General features: G+C 49.4%; 12 protein-coding genes and 1 pseudogene. 6 read left to right on the top strand and 7 right to left on the bottom strand.

Annotated features, from left to right (window positions below):
• Window positions 1-277 precede the first annotated feature (277 nt).
• Together ftsH and Q0R35_RS14405 are read right to left on the bottom strand one after the other, a co-directional pair.
• On the bottom strand, window positions 278-2131 hold the full coding sequence (gene ftsH / locus Q0R35_RS14410; RefSeq protein ID WP_295619604.1) for an ATP-dependent zinc metalloprotease FtsH: 1854 nt from the start codon (window positions 2129-2131) through the stop codon (window positions 278-280).
• 243 nt (window positions 2132-2374) lie between these two features.
• Window positions 2375-2953: a carbonic anhydrase gene (locus Q0R35_RS14405; protein WP_295619601.1), complete on the bottom strand. Its 579-nt coding sequence runs from the start codon at window positions 2951-2953 to the stop codon at window positions 2375-2377.
• A 426-nt stretch (window positions 2954-3379) separates the two neighbouring features.
• On the opposite strand from Q0R35_RS14405, the gene Q0R35_RS14400 reads away from it, so the two are divergent.
• Both Q0R35_RS14400 and Q0R35_RS14395 read left to right on the top strand, forming a co-directional pair.
• Complete coding sequence (locus Q0R35_RS14400; RefSeq protein ID WP_295619598.1) at window positions 3380-3943, top strand: DUF3038 domain-containing protein; 564 nt, start codon at window positions 3380-3382, stop codon at window positions 3941-3943.
• A 61-nt stretch (window positions 3944-4004) separates the two neighbouring features.
• Window positions 4005-6155, top strand: coding sequence for a DUF4335 domain-containing protein (locus Q0R35_RS14395; protein WP_295619594.1), 2151 nt, complete (start codon window positions 4005-4007; stop codon window positions 6153-6155).
• A gap of 413 nt (window positions 6156-6568) precedes the next feature.
• Here the strand turns inward: Q0R35_RS14395 and alr are convergent, their stop codons facing one another.
• Window positions 6569-7717, bottom strand: coding sequence for an alanine racemase (gene alr, locus Q0R35_RS14390; RefSeq protein WP_295619591.1), 1149 nt, complete (start codon window positions 7715-7717; stop codon window positions 6569-6571).
• A gap of 267 nt (window positions 7718-7984) precedes the next feature.
• On the opposite strand from alr, the gene Q0R35_RS14385 reads away from it, so the two are divergent.
• Entirely contained in the window at window positions 7985-8914 is a 930-nt protein-coding gene (locus Q0R35_RS14385; RefSeq protein ID WP_295619588.1) for an aldo/keto reductase, read from the top strand.
• A gap of 229 nt (window positions 8915-9143) precedes the next feature.
• On the opposite strand, the gene Q0R35_RS14380 is transcribed toward Q0R35_RS14385, so the two are convergent.
• Window positions 9144-10196, bottom strand: coding sequence for a class I SAM-dependent methyltransferase (locus tag Q0R35_RS14380; protein WP_295619586.1), 1053 nt, complete (start codon window positions 10194-10196; stop codon window positions 9144-9146).
• Between the two features lie 196 nt (window positions 10197-10392).
• On the opposite strand from Q0R35_RS14380, the gene Q0R35_RS14375 reads away from it, so the two are divergent.
• Window positions 10393-10890, top strand: coding sequence for an HNH endonuclease (locus tag Q0R35_RS14375; protein WP_295619583.1), 498 nt, complete (start codon window positions 10393-10395; stop codon window positions 10888-10890).
• Window positions 10891-10917: 27 nt separating this feature from the next.
• Here Q0R35_RS14375 and Q0R35_RS14370 read toward each other — a convergent pair whose 3' ends face one another.
• Both Q0R35_RS14370 and infB read right to left on the bottom strand, forming a co-directional pair.
• Window positions 10918-11535: a retropepsin-like aspartic protease gene (locus tag Q0R35_RS14370; RefSeq protein WP_295619581.1), complete on the bottom strand. Its 618-nt coding sequence runs from the start codon at window positions 11533-11535 to the stop codon at window positions 10918-10920.
• A 104-nt stretch (window positions 11536-11639) separates the two neighbouring features.
• Window positions 11640-14705 (bottom strand): translation initiation factor IF-2, encoded by a 3066-nt coding sequence (gene infB / locus Q0R35_RS14365; RefSeq protein WP_295619578.1) that lies wholly within the window; start codon window positions 14703-14705, stop codon window positions 11640-11642.
• Window positions 14706-14879: 174 nt separating this feature from the next.
• On the opposite strand from infB, the gene Q0R35_RS14360 reads away from it, so the two are divergent.
• Together Q0R35_RS14360 and cobA are read left to right on the top strand one after the other, a co-directional pair.
• Window positions 14880-15026 carry a hypothetical protein gene (locus tag Q0R35_RS14360; RefSeq protein WP_295619575.1) on the top strand — a complete coding sequence of 49 codons (147 nt, stop codon included), beginning with the start codon at window positions 14880-14882 and terminating at the stop codon, window positions 15024-15026.
• 228 nt (window positions 15027-15254) lie between these two features.
• A complete protein-coding gene (gene cobA / locus Q0R35_RS14355) occupies window positions 15255-16802 on the top strand; it encodes a uroporphyrinogen-III C-methyltransferase (RefSeq protein ID WP_295619571.1) in 1548 nt (515 codons plus the stop codon).
• 67 nt (window positions 16803-16869) lie between these two features.
• Here the strand turns inward: cobA and Q0R35_RS14350 are convergent.
• Window positions 16870-17150: pseudogene (locus tag Q0R35_RS14350) on the bottom strand (single-stranded DNA-binding protein); the annotation flags it as partial.

The raw sequence follows: 17150 nt of genomic DNA, 5'->3' as shown, positions 1-17150 counted from the left end.
CTTCGTTTCTGCACCGCCCTCAAATTCATTTGAGGGCGGTGCAGAAACGAAGCAAATCAATTTTGCTTATCCCGAACTCAGGTTAAGGAGTAGGGAGTAGGAAGTGCAAATTACTTCAAAAACCTAAAGCCTAAACCTACTACAATCTAGAGTACCCATCTTGCGAGTAGAAGCAGAAGAAATCGCCGCATCTCCCTCGATATCGATACATACCCCACTAAAAACACCACCTTACTCGCAGTTGGTAAGGTGGTGGTAGTTTTAGAGTTAAATCTGTTTAAGAGCTTGCTAGAGCTGGTTTAGCCTTGCTTGTCTCATTGCGACCAGTTTCGCGATCGACAATTTGACGAAACTCATCGCCATCAATTGTCTCTTTATCGATCAAGATTTCTGCCAAAATATCCATCAAATTACGATGAGATTGAAGAATATCGATCGCTTGCTCGTAGCACTCCTTCACAATTTTACGCACCTCTCGATCGATTTGAGCGGCAATGGTTTCGGAATACTCTTGACGATCGGTATCCATTGCGACTAGTCCGAGTTCGGACATACCCATTTGAGCGACCATCCACCGCGCAATTTGGGTGAGGCTTTGGATGTCGCTACTGGCACCAGAATCAACTTCATCTTTACCAAAGACAATTTCTTCGGCAGCGCGACCGCCCAGTTTGACAGTAATCATTGCCATCAGCTTGGCACGGGTTTCTAATCCGTGTTCTTCATTAGGCATCGACCAAGTTAAACCGATGGCTTGACCGCGAGGTAAGACGGTGACTTTTTGCAGTGGGTCGTGTTCTTTGAGGAGAGTAATTAGTAAGGCGTGACCGATTTCGTGATAAGCAGTCATCCGCTTAAATTTACCATCCATGACCGCCTTACCTTCCATCCCTGCCTTGACGCGATCGATCGCATCATCCACTTCAGTAATGGTAATCGCGTCTTTGTGCCGACGAGCGGTAAAGATTGCCGCTTCGTTTAATAAGTTGGCTAAGTCTGCACCTGTAAACCCAGTAGTACGGCGCGCGATGGCTTCTAGAGAGAGTTCGGGATCGGCTTTCTTGTCGCGAATGTGGACTTTTAAAATTGCCAATCGCCCTTTGTAGTCGGGGGGATCGACTTGGACTTGACGATCGAATCGTCCGGGACGTAAGAGTGCGGTATCGAGTACGTCGGGGCGGTTGGTAGCCGCGATGATAATTACGCCGTTATTGCCCTCAAATCCGTCCATCTCGGTCAGGAGTTGGTTGAGGGTCTGTTCGCGCTCGTCGTTGCCGCCACCGATGCCCACGCCCCGCTGACGACCCACTGCGTCGATTTCATCAATGTAGATCAGGCATGGTGCATTTTCTTTGGCTTTTTTAAATAAGTCGCGGACGCGAGAGGCACCGACCCCAACGAACATTTCGACGAATTCTGAGCCAGAGATGCTAAAAAATGGTACGCCAGCTTCCCCGGCGATCGCCTTAGCCATGAGGGTTTTACCCGTTCCTGGCGATCCGACGAGCAGCACACCTTTGGGAATTTTGGCACCGACGGAGGTAAACCGTTCGGGTTCTTGTAAGAAGGTAACGACTTCTTGAAGTTCTTCTTTGGCTTCTTCTATTCCCGCCACATCATCAAACATCACGCCTGTTTTGGCTTGCATCTGGAAGCGCGCGCGAGATTTGCCAAAATTCATCGCCTGTCCGCCAGCATTGCCCGATCGGCGAATGATTGCCGATAAAATCGTAATTACGAAGACTAATAGTAAAACGTTGCCTAGCAGTCCGACGATCGCATTTTTATCAGCCGATTTCTGGACGCTAAATTCGACGTTCTTGTTATTGAGTTTGTTATACAGTTCGGCGTTATCGTCTAGCAACACTGCTTCTTTAATCCGCATTTTGCCCGGTGCGGTGGCATCGGCGACGGTGACTTTGGCAATTTTAGTAACCGGATCGAGTTCTAGTTTCGACACTACACCCCGATCGACTTCCTTAAATAGTTCTCCATAGGTAAGCGTGTTAGGATCGTTTTTCGCCAAAACTGGTGTACTCCAGGCAACTCCCAAGACGATCGGCAAGCCAGCCGCTAATCGCCACAATGACTTATAAAATCGCTTCGATTTGACCGGGGAACTATTTTCCATATATTTTTTTGTGTCCTTTATACCTGCACCCGATAATGGGTGTTTGTATTTACTTAGTGAGTGCGCGAGCGACTTGCCATCGAGACTTGGATATCTTCTAGTGTAGCTTCAGTTTTATTATTGCCATATTTGTGAGGGGAATTAACATTTTGGGGACGAGCATCATTGGCAAGTGCAAAAATATGTCTCCGTTCGCGCTGGCTGTCGATCTATCCATTGTGGTAATTCTGACAAAATATGCGACTAAGCTTTGGCTAGGGGCGATATTTGTTTGACATCGGTATTGAGGTTGACAAAGTAAAGTTCGATATTGAGATCTGGATAGCGATCGCGAATCGCCCAATACGCGCGGCTGAGGTATTCCGTATGGGTGGTGAGTTCCAATTCGGGGTTGTCGGTCAGACTGGGGTCGATTTTGTACTTATATACGGCGCAGTCTTGGTGATCGAGAATCAACACTTTTTTGATCTGGTGGAGTCGATAAGAGATATCCAACTGATCCCAGAATGCGTCGGCATCATACTGATGGGGCATTCCACTTAAAGCTAAGGAAGCCCCCGCTAGAGCTGTAAAGTCGTACTGTCCGCTCAAATTTTGGAGCGAGAGAAAATATCGTTCTGCTTCCAGAATCCGATAATCGATACAACTGAGGACTAGAGCTTTGGGGACTTTTTTTTCGGCTCTCGCCGCAGCCGGAGCGATCGTACTAGCTGTAGTCAGCACTCCTACCCCACCTACCAGATGGCGCAAAAATTGACGACGATCGATTGTAGACGATAATGCTACCCGATCGGCACGAAGACACTGACAACGATCCCGCATGTTAATTTGCTCTATTTTAGAAAAAGTCACCTCGATTGTCCACTGGTCGTTAAGACGATGAAGCGATCGCTTCGTGCGGGTCGCTGTTGCTAGTGTTGCAGCGATTTAGTTGGTGATGGACAGTTTTTATATTTATATTCTACCAAAACCTAGCCGCCGCGTGTGTTGTATCCAGCAGGATTATCCGCACCAGTCGCAGTGGTAGATGGCAATGGCGATCGGTATGCTGGGATTTGGATCGAGGACACTGTGGTACAATGATTAAAATCGCATCTGAAGTTCGAGCGGTTTGCACAGAGATCGCTGGTTACCAAACCTTTAACAATTACTATCTTTAAGACTTCAGTGTTAGTGTCGAACACTGTCGAATGCTGGTTTGTCTAACTTTATAGATGTCGAACTAGGCGATTGTATGCCTTCAATCCTATGTTTTCTCGCGAAATGATGCCTGCATCAACACCTAAGTTGGACGATCTATTACTTACCGCCAAACTCGACCCCTCTCAGCTACAGCGAATTACCGCCGAATTAGATGCGATTTCGATCGCGATCGCCGCACTGACTCCACTCGATCCGAGCGAACTGCGAAAAATCGCCCAAGAATTACAAGTAGAACCGATCGTCTCAGACTGGCTCGATGACTGGTCGATCGATCGCGTTGGGTCGCACGGAGAGTATAATATCCAGCAGATCCGCGCGTTAGTATTAATTTTTCATTATCTAGCACGAGTGCATCAACCGCTGGTACGGCGCAATATTAATTATTGGCAGGAAACGATCCAAGCCGATCGCTTACCGATCCAATCTCCACCACTTGCAGATTACATTGGTAATTTTATTACCATATATCAAGCTCGGATCGGGACGGGGAATTTATCATTTGAAGAACTGGCTCAGACCGCTTTAAACTTGCAGATCGGACTATTATTCTATGGTAGCCCCAATGGACATCAACGACTTTGGACGGCATTATTACAAAGATCTCAATAAGCCGTAGTTTCCGTAGCTCCCACTCGAACTAACCCAGATCGACTATACTTTCAGCATCAACATGGAATCCAACCACTTGACGACTCGCACCTATACTGCACCTACTTGTACTCTAGTTGTTTCCAGTAAGGAAGTACAACCAGCTCGGAACCAAGCGCAACCACCCAGTCCCGTTGATTTTATTTTGGAGCTAGAGCAGTCGGATCTGGGAGAAATCGATCGGGTGACACTCCAAGGACAACCCAGTCAACTAGATCGCCTCCACCAGACTGTTAATACGTACATTGCCGCCCTGGTTGCCAAATTTCCACACCCGATCGCCCAGATTGAAGATCGGGCACCAGCAGACCCTACCTCCAGCGAACCACCAGCAGAGATCCCGCCGCAACCCTTACGAGATCCCCGCATCGATGATGAGTCATCACCCAGAGCAGGCATTCTCAGGAATCTACCAGGATTGCGCGATAGCCTTCCACCAATACCCCCAGCAATTCCCCCCAATCCCCAATCCGGTTTTGAGGAAAAACCGAGTATTTCCCGACTGCTCGGTCGCTGGCAAAAGCCCCAACGTCGCGAGTCGCAACCCTTGTCTACCCCTTTAAATTCAGCCGCTGGAGCGACTCCAGCAGGCGCACCAGTACCCACTCAACCATACCTGACGGGAGTGGGCGAACGATCGCTCGAACATCAGCTCCATTTAGGCAATCTCGCCACGGCAGCATCTGGTAGCGTGTTAACTTTGTCCGCAATTCAACTGTTCGATTTGGCGGCGGTGTTAGATGAATATACTGCCGAACACGCAACCCCCAACGATCGTCCCAATGTCTTGAGCCGTAATAGTATTTACAGTCGTGGAGAGCGCGCTTCAGAGGCGATCGCCCCGGCAATTCCAGGCGTGCCAAATTTACCCGGAATACCCGCGCAACACTCAGAGCGTCCAGCTTATTATCCAGTTCGCATCCCCCGCAAATCGTCGTCATTCATGTCTGGGATTCCGTGGGCGATCGCCGCTGCCGCAGCAGTAGGTTTGCCATTATTATTACTCGACCCTAACGCTAATCCTGTCAAAGATCTCGCGAGTCAGCTCAAAATACCCAGCTTGACGGGTACTAAAAAAGTCACTACCACCATCACCGCCAAAACACCAAAAGATCCCGCGACTAAAACCGATACTACCGTGCCGATTGTTGGTGCGACCCCTACGCCGTGGCAAGCGCAACCAGTCGAGCCACCTAAAACTACTGTTAAACCAACAGATCCTACTAAAGTTGCGATCTCAGATCCTACTCAAGTTACTGCAACTCCAGACACCAGTAAGATCGGCATTGCGGCGATTCCCGATGCGATTTTGAGTCCTGGTGGCACGGTGCCAACGATCGATGGAACTGGAACGGCAACTACAGCGACAACTGCAACCAAGCCACTCGCTACCGCCAAACCAACGCCAACGAGTAAAACTGCGACTAAGCCTCTAGTGACAGCAACTACCAAACCCGCTGCGACTACAACGATCGGGCAATTACCGATCGATGCCGAAACTTCGGGTAAAGTATCGATCTCCAAACAACCAATTTCAGTCCCCTCAGCTTTCCCATCCCCAGTCGCCACTAAGCCGACAACCCCAATTCCGTTCGATCGAGCAGGGATAGACGCAGCCGGAAAGATCGATCCGGTAACTCGCTCTTTAAAACCGAAAACAACCGCCACTACAACAACCCCAGCCCTCGCTCCTGCCAAACCTAGACCCCAATCTGCAAAGCCGAATCCAGCCGGATCGCCCAACAGCTCCGATCCGTTTACGCCAGTCCCCAAAAACCCCAACCTGATCGACCTCAACCAGAACAGCCCAGAAACCAAAACCCCACAACCTGCGGCAACTCCCACCCAACCGTTACAGTCCAATGCGGGCGGTTTTAGCGGCGATCCAGTAGAGAATTCTTCCCTTCAGGAAACCAAACGCTACTTTGAAGGCAAGTGGAAAGCTAGCACCACTCAACAAAATGCATTGCAATACGTTTTGCAAGTAAATGGTAAAAGTGGTGTCGTCCGTGCTGTAGCTCCTCAAGGAGAAGCAGCCACTACCTATCTTCAGCAGACTAAATTTATCAAACCCGGACAAAAATTGCTCACGCCAGCAGATGGTGGCGGCGAACAGAAGATTCGGGTGCTACTTCAACCCGATGGTAGTGTCGATACTTTTATCGAACCATAGTCGATGCTCGTTCTTCTGCACAGGCTACGGTGCATACACAAGTCGGATGGACTTCGTTTTGAGATAATCCCCCCTAACCCCCCTTCAAAAGCGGCTCGCTATGGGCGGGGTTCCCCCGCACATAAAAGCGGCGTTTTTATGTCTAGGGGAACCCCCGTTGGCGGAGCCTCTCCGACAGTAGATATAAAAAAACGACAAGACAGCGAGACAAGACAGGGGGAACCGGATCCGGAAGTCCCCCTGCAAGGTTGCGCTTTCACTGTCGGGGAACAAAGGACGGTGCGCGCATCCGCTTTTCAAGGGGGATTTAGGGGGATTCCCACCGAGTTCGCTTCTTAACAGAGATGTGTATACACTCCGACAAGTCAATTGTAAAAAGTTTGCGTGTCAGTAGGAATCGATCGCCAGAGTAATCAATTCCTATTTACTCGTGGCAATCGATGTTTAAATCCACAGAGGATTTCCCAAGAGATTGTCCCTAACTCATTTGCCCAATCATCGGCAGTAATTTCTACCGCGCCGTCGCGTCCTAAAATAGTGACGATTTCGCCCACCTGAAGATCGGGAATCTGACTGATATCGAGTACGATTCGATCCATCGTAATCGTGCCAATTTGCGGCACTAGTTTACCCCTAATTGCGACTTGCATTCGATCGGACAAACGGCGGGGGATGCCGTCAGCATAGCCAATTTCGACGATCGCGATCGGCATATCCCGATCGGCAATATACCGATAACCATAACTTACGCCCGTTCCGGTGGTAATTACTTTGACTTGAGAAACCCGCGCTCTGACGCTCATCACTGGCTGGAGATCGATCGCAGCTTTGAGGTGTGGTGCGGGGTAAAGTCCATATAAACTCAGTCCCGGTCGGACTAATTGGTAGTGGACTCGATCGGTTACCACGATCCCGGCGGAGTTTGCTAAATGTCTGGGCGGTAGCTGATAACCTGCGGCGACGATGGCGGCTTGTGCGCGATCGAAGCGATCGATTTGTAGCTCCATCACCGTCGGATCGATGTCGTCAGCGGTGGCTAGATGAGAGTACAAGCTGCCGATTTGTAAATATGGCAAATTGGAGACTTCATCATAAAAAGCCGCTGCCTGCTGCCAATCTGCCCCCAATCTAGACATGCCAGTATCGAGCTTGAGATGGACGGAGAGCGGGAGCGGTGACTCTAAATTCACAATGGTTTTAGAGAGCAGAATTGCTTGGTCGATCGTGCATAATGTCGGTTGTAGCTGCCATTTAACGATCGCCTCGATCTCGACGTAACTATTGACTGCGCCTAAAATCATAATCGGCGCGAAGATGCCTGCGGTTCTGAGTTCGATCCCTTCGGTAACTGTCGCGACAGCCAACCACTCAACACCATTAGCGATAATAGTTCGAGCGACTTCGATCGCCCCATGCCCATAACCATCGGCTTTGATTACTGCCATAATTTGGGTATCGGGTGCCAATAAGCTTCTGATTTGGCGGACATTATGAGCTAGTGCCGATCGATCGATTTCTACCCATGCTCTTTGCTGTTCCCAATCAATAGTTCGATCGTCCATAAATTATTTATAGCTCTGATTTTAGCAACTGATTAGAGATTTTTTATTAACCGCAGCGATTCGCGCACGCCTTTGTTCCCCGACGGTTTAGCGAATCAAGACAGAGGCGCAGCGATTTTTGCACGCATCTGTTCCCCAACGGTGATGCGCGCAGATTCTCCTTAGGAGATGCTCCGCCAAAGAGACAGAGAGCGCACAGGGCATCAAGATAAAGATTAATCTATTTAGTTAGAATTAAGATACATTCTTCTTTCTTAATTCTAAATTATGGCAACTACCACGCTCGGTAATACAGGTATTGAAGTTACACCGCTGGGATTTGGTACTTGGGCTTGGGGCGATTCGTTATTTTGGGGCTATGGTAAAGATTATGGTGAAATCGAGCTGCGCTTGGCTTTTCAAGCCGCAGTCGCTAAAGGGATTACGTTTCTCGATACTGCTGAGGTGTATGGCTTGGGTAAATCTGAGGAGCTATTGGGTAAATTTATCAAAGAAACCCATGCGACGACGCAGATTGCGACTAAATATATGCCCTTACCCTGGCGGTTTCGGAAAGAAGATGTTGCCGATGCGGTAACTGCTAGTTTAAAACGGTTGAAGATGCCCTCGATCGATCTGTATCAAGTTCATTTTCCCGCACCGTCATTTCTGAGTCAATCGGGCTTGATGGATGCGTTGGCTGATGAGGTAGAGCAAGGGCGCGTTAAGGCTGTCGGCGTGAGTAATTATAATGCCGAGCAACTCCGCGAGGCTCATCGATTATTAGCACGGCGCGGGGTGCCTTTAGCTGTCAATCAAATGCGGTATTCGCTAATTACCCGCGAAATTGAGACAAATGGTGTAATAGTGGCGGCGCGAGAATTGGGTGTCACTATTTTGGCATATAGCCCGTTAGCTCAAGGGTTGCTTACAGGTAAGTATACAGCCAGCAATCCACCTACTGGCGCGCGCAGTCTCGATCGACGTTTTCAGGCGGCGGGGTTACAGAAGCTACAACCCGTCTTAAATAAACTCACCGAGCTAGGCGATAAATACGCTAAAACTCCCGCTCAGGTGGCTCTCAACTGGCTGATTTGTCAGCCTGGTGTCATTCCCATTCCAGGGATCAAAACTGCGGCTCAGGTAGATCAAAACGCGGGAGCATTGGGCTGGGAATTATCGGCAGATGAAGTAAGTGAATTGCGCTATCTAGGATAATTCAAGTTGCTGCCCAGAAATGCCTGCGACTAAAGTCGCGGCTAGTGGTGCAAAGTCCGCCTTCGCGGACTGGTTTATTAGTCCGCAAAGGCGGACTTTGCACTATTAGCAGCGGTTAGAAACCGCTGAGGTTGTCGGTAGCAACCTGGATTACAATTATTTCAATTATTCTAACCGCTGAGGGTAGGGGTAATTCATGAATTACTCCTACCCTCAATCGATCGGATTGCTACTTTCTAGCTACTAAATATTTGCTCATAAAATGTATTTCACTAGGCAGTACTTCCGCGAAGCCAGCTTGCTCTAGTCGATCGATTAAATCGTCTTCCATGTAGCTACGATAGTAAGGCTCGTGGAAAGTCTCATGAAACATGTGCATCATTGCCTCTAACTCTGGCGAATCGCTCACCTGAATCGAATCGCAGATGATGAAAGTGCCACCCGGCTTGAGGACGCGGTAACATTCTGCGATCGCATTTTGACGTACAGCAGGCGGGAGTTCGTGGAATAGAAATACACAAGTAACGGCGTGGAAGTAGTTATCGACATAGGGCAACTCTTCAATATTGCCCTCTAATAACTGCACTAGCGATCCTGGCATGTCGGCAAGCTGTTCGTTCGCTTTTCGCAAGTAGGCATCGGAAAGATCGACACCAAATAACGAAGCCTGTGGTAACATTGCCCTGATGGCGCGGAGAGTTCGCGCTGTACCGCACGCTGTGTCCAGAATCCGAATTTGCTTGGCAGGTACATCGCTGAAGGCTTGTAAGCCAGCTTTGAGCGGAGCTAAAATCCGGCGGCGCATCGCATCGGCACTACCACCGAATAAAATCTCGACTTGCAAATCGTATACATTGGCAGAAAAATCGCTCAGGTAGCCACCAGTTTGATGGTGGAAATTTTGGACGTAGTAACTAGGATAATTTTCAGTCTGAATATCTCGATCGAAATCCTGATACTTTTTGCCATCGGCGCGCGCCCAAATGCTCGGCAGATCGGCTACCAATAAAGGATACTGGCGCAAATAATCTACCCAAGGTTCGTCGAAGAGTAGGCTGGTGGGATAAACCCCATTTTCGGCATCTTGCCAATCGACGGCTTGAATATCGTTGACACGCTGCTGAAGTTTGGTAATCAGCTCTGGTGGTACCGGAATTGCCGGGAGATTATTCGGCTTGAGAGCCTTACGCGCCTGAATGCTGAGGGCTTTGTGCGCGAAGCTCAGGTATCCCTTTCCCTGTTGAAGAGTTTGGTAAGTTAGCTTGGTAAGGGTGTCAGCCATATCAGCAAAAATATTTGAGAGTATTGTAAATAAATCTAACGAATATTAGAGGATTTGTAAATTAAATGCATCAAATTATTTAGGCGATCGCCCAATCGAATCGATCTCCTGAATATCTACAGTCATAATTTCCCCAACACTCAGAGCAAATTGTGTTAGCATCAGGGGAAATAGGTATCAAAGTCCTAAAGTAGACATGAGCAAAGTGCTGGTGTTAAATGCTTCCTACGAGCCGCTAAACATTACTGGTTGGCGACGTGCGGTAATCTTAATGCTCAAGGGAAAAGCAGAACAAGTCGAACACAATGGCAAATATTTAGCTAAAGATTTTCCCCTACCCACGGTGATTCGCTTGCGGCACTATGTCACGGTGCCGTACCGAGAAATTCCCCTCACCCGTCGTAATGTCCTCAATCGCGATAACCACTCCTGTCAGTACTGTGGTCATCGCGGCGATGGTTTGACACTCGATCATGTCATGCCGCGATCGCGCGGTGGCCCAGATACATGGGAAAATTTAATCACTGCCTGTATGCGCTGCAATGTCAAAAAGGGCAATCGCACGCCCAAAGAAGCAAATTTACTGCTTTACACCCAACCGCGCCGACCTTACAGCAGTCTACACTACGAAGCAGCAACTCAAATTAATAATGGTGCTCATGCCGAATGGCGGAAGTATATTATTGGGGTTTAAGCGTCAATTGTAGAGTAGATATCGGTATTAGCCAGCATCTTTAGGATCTGCGATTCTAAAGATAATTTCTTGCTTAGTTTGCTTGAATTCAACATCAAACATATCGAAAATAACGGCTCTTCCTAACAGAACATCGCAATCTAGATCCGATTGTAACCAGGCAACAGGCACACTTAAAATAGTTCCGGCGACAACCATTTCTACTTGCCTCAAAACATAATTAATACTGCCGCCTACTCCCATTGCGTCATAGACTATATCTCCTTGGGTGAGTGAGAGTCCGATATCTAAACCTAATTGTTTTGGAAACAGAGATAAATCTGCCCCCGAATCAACTAATATTTCGATCTGGATAATTTTTCGCCCATTAATTTGCACCATAGTTCTGGGTTGCCAATCATTTCTTTTCATGGTGCGAAACCTGACACCTCTAAATCTTGGCGGTTCCCAGCAGTCATATTCATGAACTCTGGCTAGTACGAAATCCTTCCTACCCGGCTCGATTTGGGCAATTGTTTTGAGATATTCTCGGTCGTGAGCAATTACACCATCACTGGTAAAAGCAATCCATTCACCACGATATGCTCCTAATTTTTGTTGGTTTTTTGTATACCAATTATGGGCATCAATATATGCTTGTTCCATAAAATCTTACTATTGCTATTAGGGTTGAAAGACTTATCGATCGATTAAAGAAACCCAACTTCTAGCAGAAGCTGGGTTTTTAAAAAGTAAGACCGAGTTAGTGTCTAAACGGGCGATAAAGTCCGTCGTTTGCTCACCATTTGGAAGGTTTCGATAATATCGCCTTCTTGCCAGTCATTGAACTTGTCTAAGCGAATCCCACATTCAAAGCCAGCATTGACTTCGCGTACGTCATCCTTGACCCGTTTGAGCGAGTCGAGCGTGCCGTCGTACACCAACTGACCTTTGCGTTGAATGCGAATGCTACAGTTCCGCAGGGCTTTACCCGATAGAACATAACAGCCAGCAATGTTGCCACGTCCGGCTTGGAATACTGCCCGAACTTCCACTTGACCGAGTGGTTCTTCGACTTGTTCGGGGTCGAGCAGACCTTCCATCGCGCCTTGAATGTCGCTCAGGAGGGCGTAGATGATGTTGTATTCGCGAACATCAACACCAGCATCATCGGAGGCAGAACGCGCGCCGCTGGCGAGGGTAGTATTGAAGCCGATAATTACGGCACCACTGGCTGCGGCTAAATCTACGTCAGTTTCGGTGATTTCACCTGCTGCGGAGAGTAAAACGCGGACTTGGACTTCGTTTTGAGGTAACTGACGGAGCGAACCGAGAATTGCTTCTACAGAACCTTGAACGTCGGCTTTGAGAATTAAGTTGAGTTCTTTGAGTTCTCCTTCTTGAGCCTTGGCTGATAAGCTGTTCAGGGTAACCCGGCGGGATGCCATCATTTGTTGGAGTCGCGACTGACGACGTTCGGCAGAACGGACATCGGCAATGGCACGAGCTTCTTTCTCGATGAAGACTTCAAACTCATCACCAGCTTGCGGTACATCGCTCAAACCGAGGACTTCGACGGCAAAGGATGGGCCAGCCGCTTCGACTCGTGCGAGTCGGTCGTCTACCATCGCCCGGACTTTACCGAATACGTGTCCGGCGACTAGGGTTTCGCCAACGCGGAGGGTACCATTTTGGACTAGAAGCGTAGCTACAGGGCCTTTGGCTTTGTCGAGGTGGGCTTCAATTACCGTACCACGAGCAGTCCGATCGGGATTGGCTTGAAGATCTTCGACATCGGCAACTAGGAGAATCATCTCTAGCAGCGTGTCGAGGTTCTCGCCTTTAAGGGCACTAACTTCGACCATAATGGTATCGCCACCCAAGTCTTCAGATTGGAGGTTGAAGGCAATCAGTTCTTGTTTGACACGAGCGGGGTTGGCACCGGGTTTGTCGATTTTGTTAATGGCGACGATAATCGGTACTTCTGCTGCTTGTGCGTGGCGAATTGCTTCGATCGTTTGTGGACGTACGCCATCATCAGCCGCAACCACGAGGATCGCGATATCTGTGACTCGCGCACCCCGCGCCCGCATGGCGGTGAAGGCTTCGTGACCGGGAGTATCGAGGAAAACCACCTGTTGGGTTTCGCCTTCATGTACCATGTCCACATGGTAAGCACCAATGTGTTGGGTGATCCCACCTGCTTCTCCCTGAGCGACTTTGGTCGATCGAATGGCATCGAGCAAGGTAGTTTTACCATGATCGACGTGACCCATAATCGTGACGACGGGCGGACGACGTTGGAGTAAGTCGAAGTCTTCGAGATCGAGCATTTCGGTAACTTTAGTCGCCGCTGCTTGTTCGACACCTGTAATTACTTCAACACCCATCTCTTCGGCGACCATTGTGGCGGTAGCCGCATCGAGAATTTGGGTGACGCTAATTGCCATGCCTTTAAAGAAGAGCTGTTTGACAATTTCCGTTTCCGCTACCATCAGCATTTCGGCTAAATCGCGGACGGTAACACTGCCCATGAGCGTAATCGACTCTGGCTTTTCAACGGCACTTTTCTGTTCCCGTTTGTTGTTGCTACTGCGCTCTTTGGTGTCGCGTTCGCCTTTCATGACGGGCTTCTTGCGTTGAGCGGGTACCGATGCTGGGCGGATGCCGCCACCACTACCGATCTTCTGTTTAGCAGGTCGAGCGATCGACAAACTGACGATCGTTTCGGTAGAGTTATCGTTACCATCGATATCGTCATCTTCATCGTCTTCATCGATGACCACTGTTTTGACTCGTTTCCCTTTAGCAGGGACTTTAGCCTTGGCAGTTTCGATTTCTTCCTCTTCTTTACTCCAGCCTTTGCCTTTATTTATTGGCTTACGCAGTGGTGGCCGTTTGAGTTCGAGATCGACGGTGGTTGGCGTATCATCTTTGTCGGTACTGGCCGGATCTTTAGCCGCTCCACCAATTTTGGGGCCGTTGCCTTGAGGCTTAATTTGAACGATCCGGGCTGGCGGACGATTGAGCGGTGGTGCTGCGTTTTCAGCCTTGGCGACTGGTTTGCGCGGCGCACCAGGAGCTGGGCCGCGCGTGGGGGCACCGACCGCCGGACGATCGATCTGCTCGGTTCTCGAAACCGGAGCTTTGGGAACTGGCTTACTCGGCGGTGCGGATTTGGCTACTGCTTCGGTACCATTCGCCGCTCGGTCGTCTTGCCCTAACTGACCATCTCCCGCAGCAGGTCGCGCTGGCGGGCCAGATAATTGGGGCTTGGGGGCTGGGGGCTGGACGGGAACTCTGGCAGCACGAGCGGGTGCAGTACCTTCGATCGCACTGGTTTCCGCACGGCGAACGGGTGTTGCCGCATCACCGCCAATTGTCGGTCGGACGACCGGACGACTGGCCGCAGGCTGGGGGGCAGCGGTGGGTCTTAACGGCGGCTGTTGGGTCGGCAGCGGCGGTTGAGGCATCAACGATGGCTTGTCTCCGCTTTTGTGTTCGATTTGCAAAATTCTGGCTTTGGGTTCGCTCGGTCGTGGGGGCGCACTCTGCGTGCTAGAGACTGCTGAATTTGGGGCGGCAGGTTTTGGCGGCTCGATTTTAACGGCAGGAACAGATTCCCCCTTCTCAGTCGCGATCTGACGGGGTTTGTCTTGACGATCGGGAAATTTTCCTTTAGCTGCGGTGACGATCTGTTCTGCTTCTGCTTCTGAGATACTGCTACTGTGACTTTTGACTACAATATTTAAGTCTTCGCAAATCCCTAATAAATCCTTATTTTCCAAATTCAATTCCTTTGACAATTCGTATATTCTGACTTTGCCGTTGTTCATCCACTATGTCCCTATTTATGAAACCGATCGAGCGTCTAGATTATGACTTGATGTGGGCAAGACCATATATTTATCTACGCAATGTTGATATTTTGATTAATTAAACTAAGTATATTTGATGAAAGCTCTTACCTGGTAGTAGTGGGTTTTTAGCAACGTCAGCAAATCTAGCGAATGCTGATGATTTTTCCCCCATCCGGTGGCATGAGCCTGCCGGAGGCACAGCATCTCCAATCGGGGAAATTGCTGTTGCGGGTATCGATTTCGTTAATCCGATGGTTGCAAGCTGCTGTTGCGGTTTATCGATCTCGATCGGCATAACCGCTCGTCAATATCGAATCATATTATATTCTTACACCAATTTGGCACGATCGACGAGTTCGATCGACAATTTGTGATACTGTGATAGGTTTATCCGATTCTCCACTATAGCGACAATTCAGATGGGGATCGCTTGAAAATGCGCGGTTGTACCGATCGATGTCATCCCAATCTTCAACATGCAGGCGCGATCGGGATTGAGAATATAATAATTAATTAATTTTTTCGATGAGCAAAGTATACATTGTGGGTGCGGGGCCAGGAGATATCGCTTATTTAACCCTCCGAGCCAGCCAGATTCTCACTCAAGCAGAAGTGTTAATTTATGATGCGCTAGTCGATCGGGGGTTACTCGATCTAGTTCCCGCCGCTTGTATATTGGTAGACGTGGGCAAGCGGGGCGGGCAGCCGAGTATGCCCCAATCGCAGATCGATCTATTACTAGTCGAATACGCCCAAACCGGACAAATGGTAGTCCGGCTTAAAAGTGGCGACCCGTTTATTTTTGGGCGAGTAACTGCCGAAATTGATGCTCTGATTGCCGCTGGGTGTCAGTATGAAGTCGTTCCGGGCTTGTCCACAGCCCTAGTCGCGCCGCTACTAGCAGGCATTCCCCTCACCGATCCGGTGCTCAGTCGTGGGTTTGCCGTCGTTACTGCCCATCTCCCCGACGATCTCGATTGGGATGCCCTTGCCCGAATGCCGACGGTGGTAATTTTGATGGGAGCTAGGCAACTTGCCGCCGTAGTCACTCAGCTCTTAAAACACGATCGATCGATTGAGACCCCGATCGCCATTATCCGCTGGGCGGGTACTCCCCAGCAGCAAATTTGGGTATCAGATCTCGGTCGCATTCTGCTGGAAACTGGCGATATCGAGCTATCGCCAGCAGTTATCGTCGTCGGGCAAGTCGTGAGATTGCGCGAATATCTCAAATGTGGACATTCCACATCCCCGATCGACCCAAATTTAACACCAGATGGCCACGTCGATCGTCCGTTCCTAGTAGGCAAAACCGTCCTAGTAACCCGTGCTGCCGGACAAGCGAGCGAATTTAGTCAAATGTTGCGATCGCGGGGCGCGTACGTCCTAGAAATGCCCACTTTAGAAATCGTGCCGCCTACGAGCTGGCAAGATCTCGATCGCGAGATCGCCAAATTAACCGATTTCGACTGGCTGATCCTCACCTCCAGCAATGCCGTAGACAGTGTCTTCGCCCGACTCCAACATGCTGGCAAAGATAGTCGCGCCCTGGCTGGAGTTAACATCGCCGTCGTCGGACAAAAAACCGCCCAATCGCTCCAACAGCATGGCATTACCCCCGACTTCATCCCGCCCAATTTTATCGCCGATGCCTTAATTAGTAATTTTCCAACATCCCCGGCTGGGCAAAAAATTCTATTTCCCCGCGTCGAAACAGGCGGACGCGAAGTATTAGTCAGAGAATTTACCGATTCGGGTGCCATAGTCATCGAAGTAGCCGCTTATCAATCCCAATGCCCCGATGCGATCGATTCTACCGTCCTCGCGGCACTGCAAAATCGCCAGGTAGATATTCTCACATTTGCCAGCTCTAAAACCGTCAAGCATTTTCACCAACTAATCGGCACCAGTTTACCAGCAGATTGGCAACAGCAAGTATGTATCGCTTCGATCGGCCCCCAGACTTCGGCTACTTGTCTAGATCTATTAGGTAAGGTAGACATTGAAGCAACTGAATATACTTTACCCGGATTGTTGGCTGCACTGGAAATGGGCACCCAGGCACAAAATTAAGGTAGGGGTAATTCATGAATTACCCCTACCTCAATGGCTTCTCCCAGCTCCCATCTCCCATCTCTTGTTAGAACGGAATTGTATCGGTATCGCCAGCATCAAAAGCTGGTGGCTCCTCACGCGGTGCAGGCGCAGTATTGCGGCTAGATTGTGCTGACGAACTTGGTGCGGCGGTAGTAGCCATCGGCTTACCCGCAGGCGCATCGGCAGCCATAATATGATAGATGCGACTGGCAACTAACTTCGCGCGTTTTTCTTTATAGCCATCGCGTTCTAGTGTATTCATTTCCAAGCGACCTTCGATCGTCACCCGATCGCCTTGTTTGAAATTTTCCTTGATTTCGGTTG

The sequence above is a fragment of the Chamaesiphon sp. GL140_3_metabinner_50 genome (genome assembly GCF_025361915.1).
Lineage (GTDB): Bacteria > Cyanobacteriota > Cyanobacteriia > Cyanobacteriales > Chamaesiphonaceae > Chamaesiphon.
This window is presented reverse-complemented; position numbering and strand designations above follow the sequence as displayed.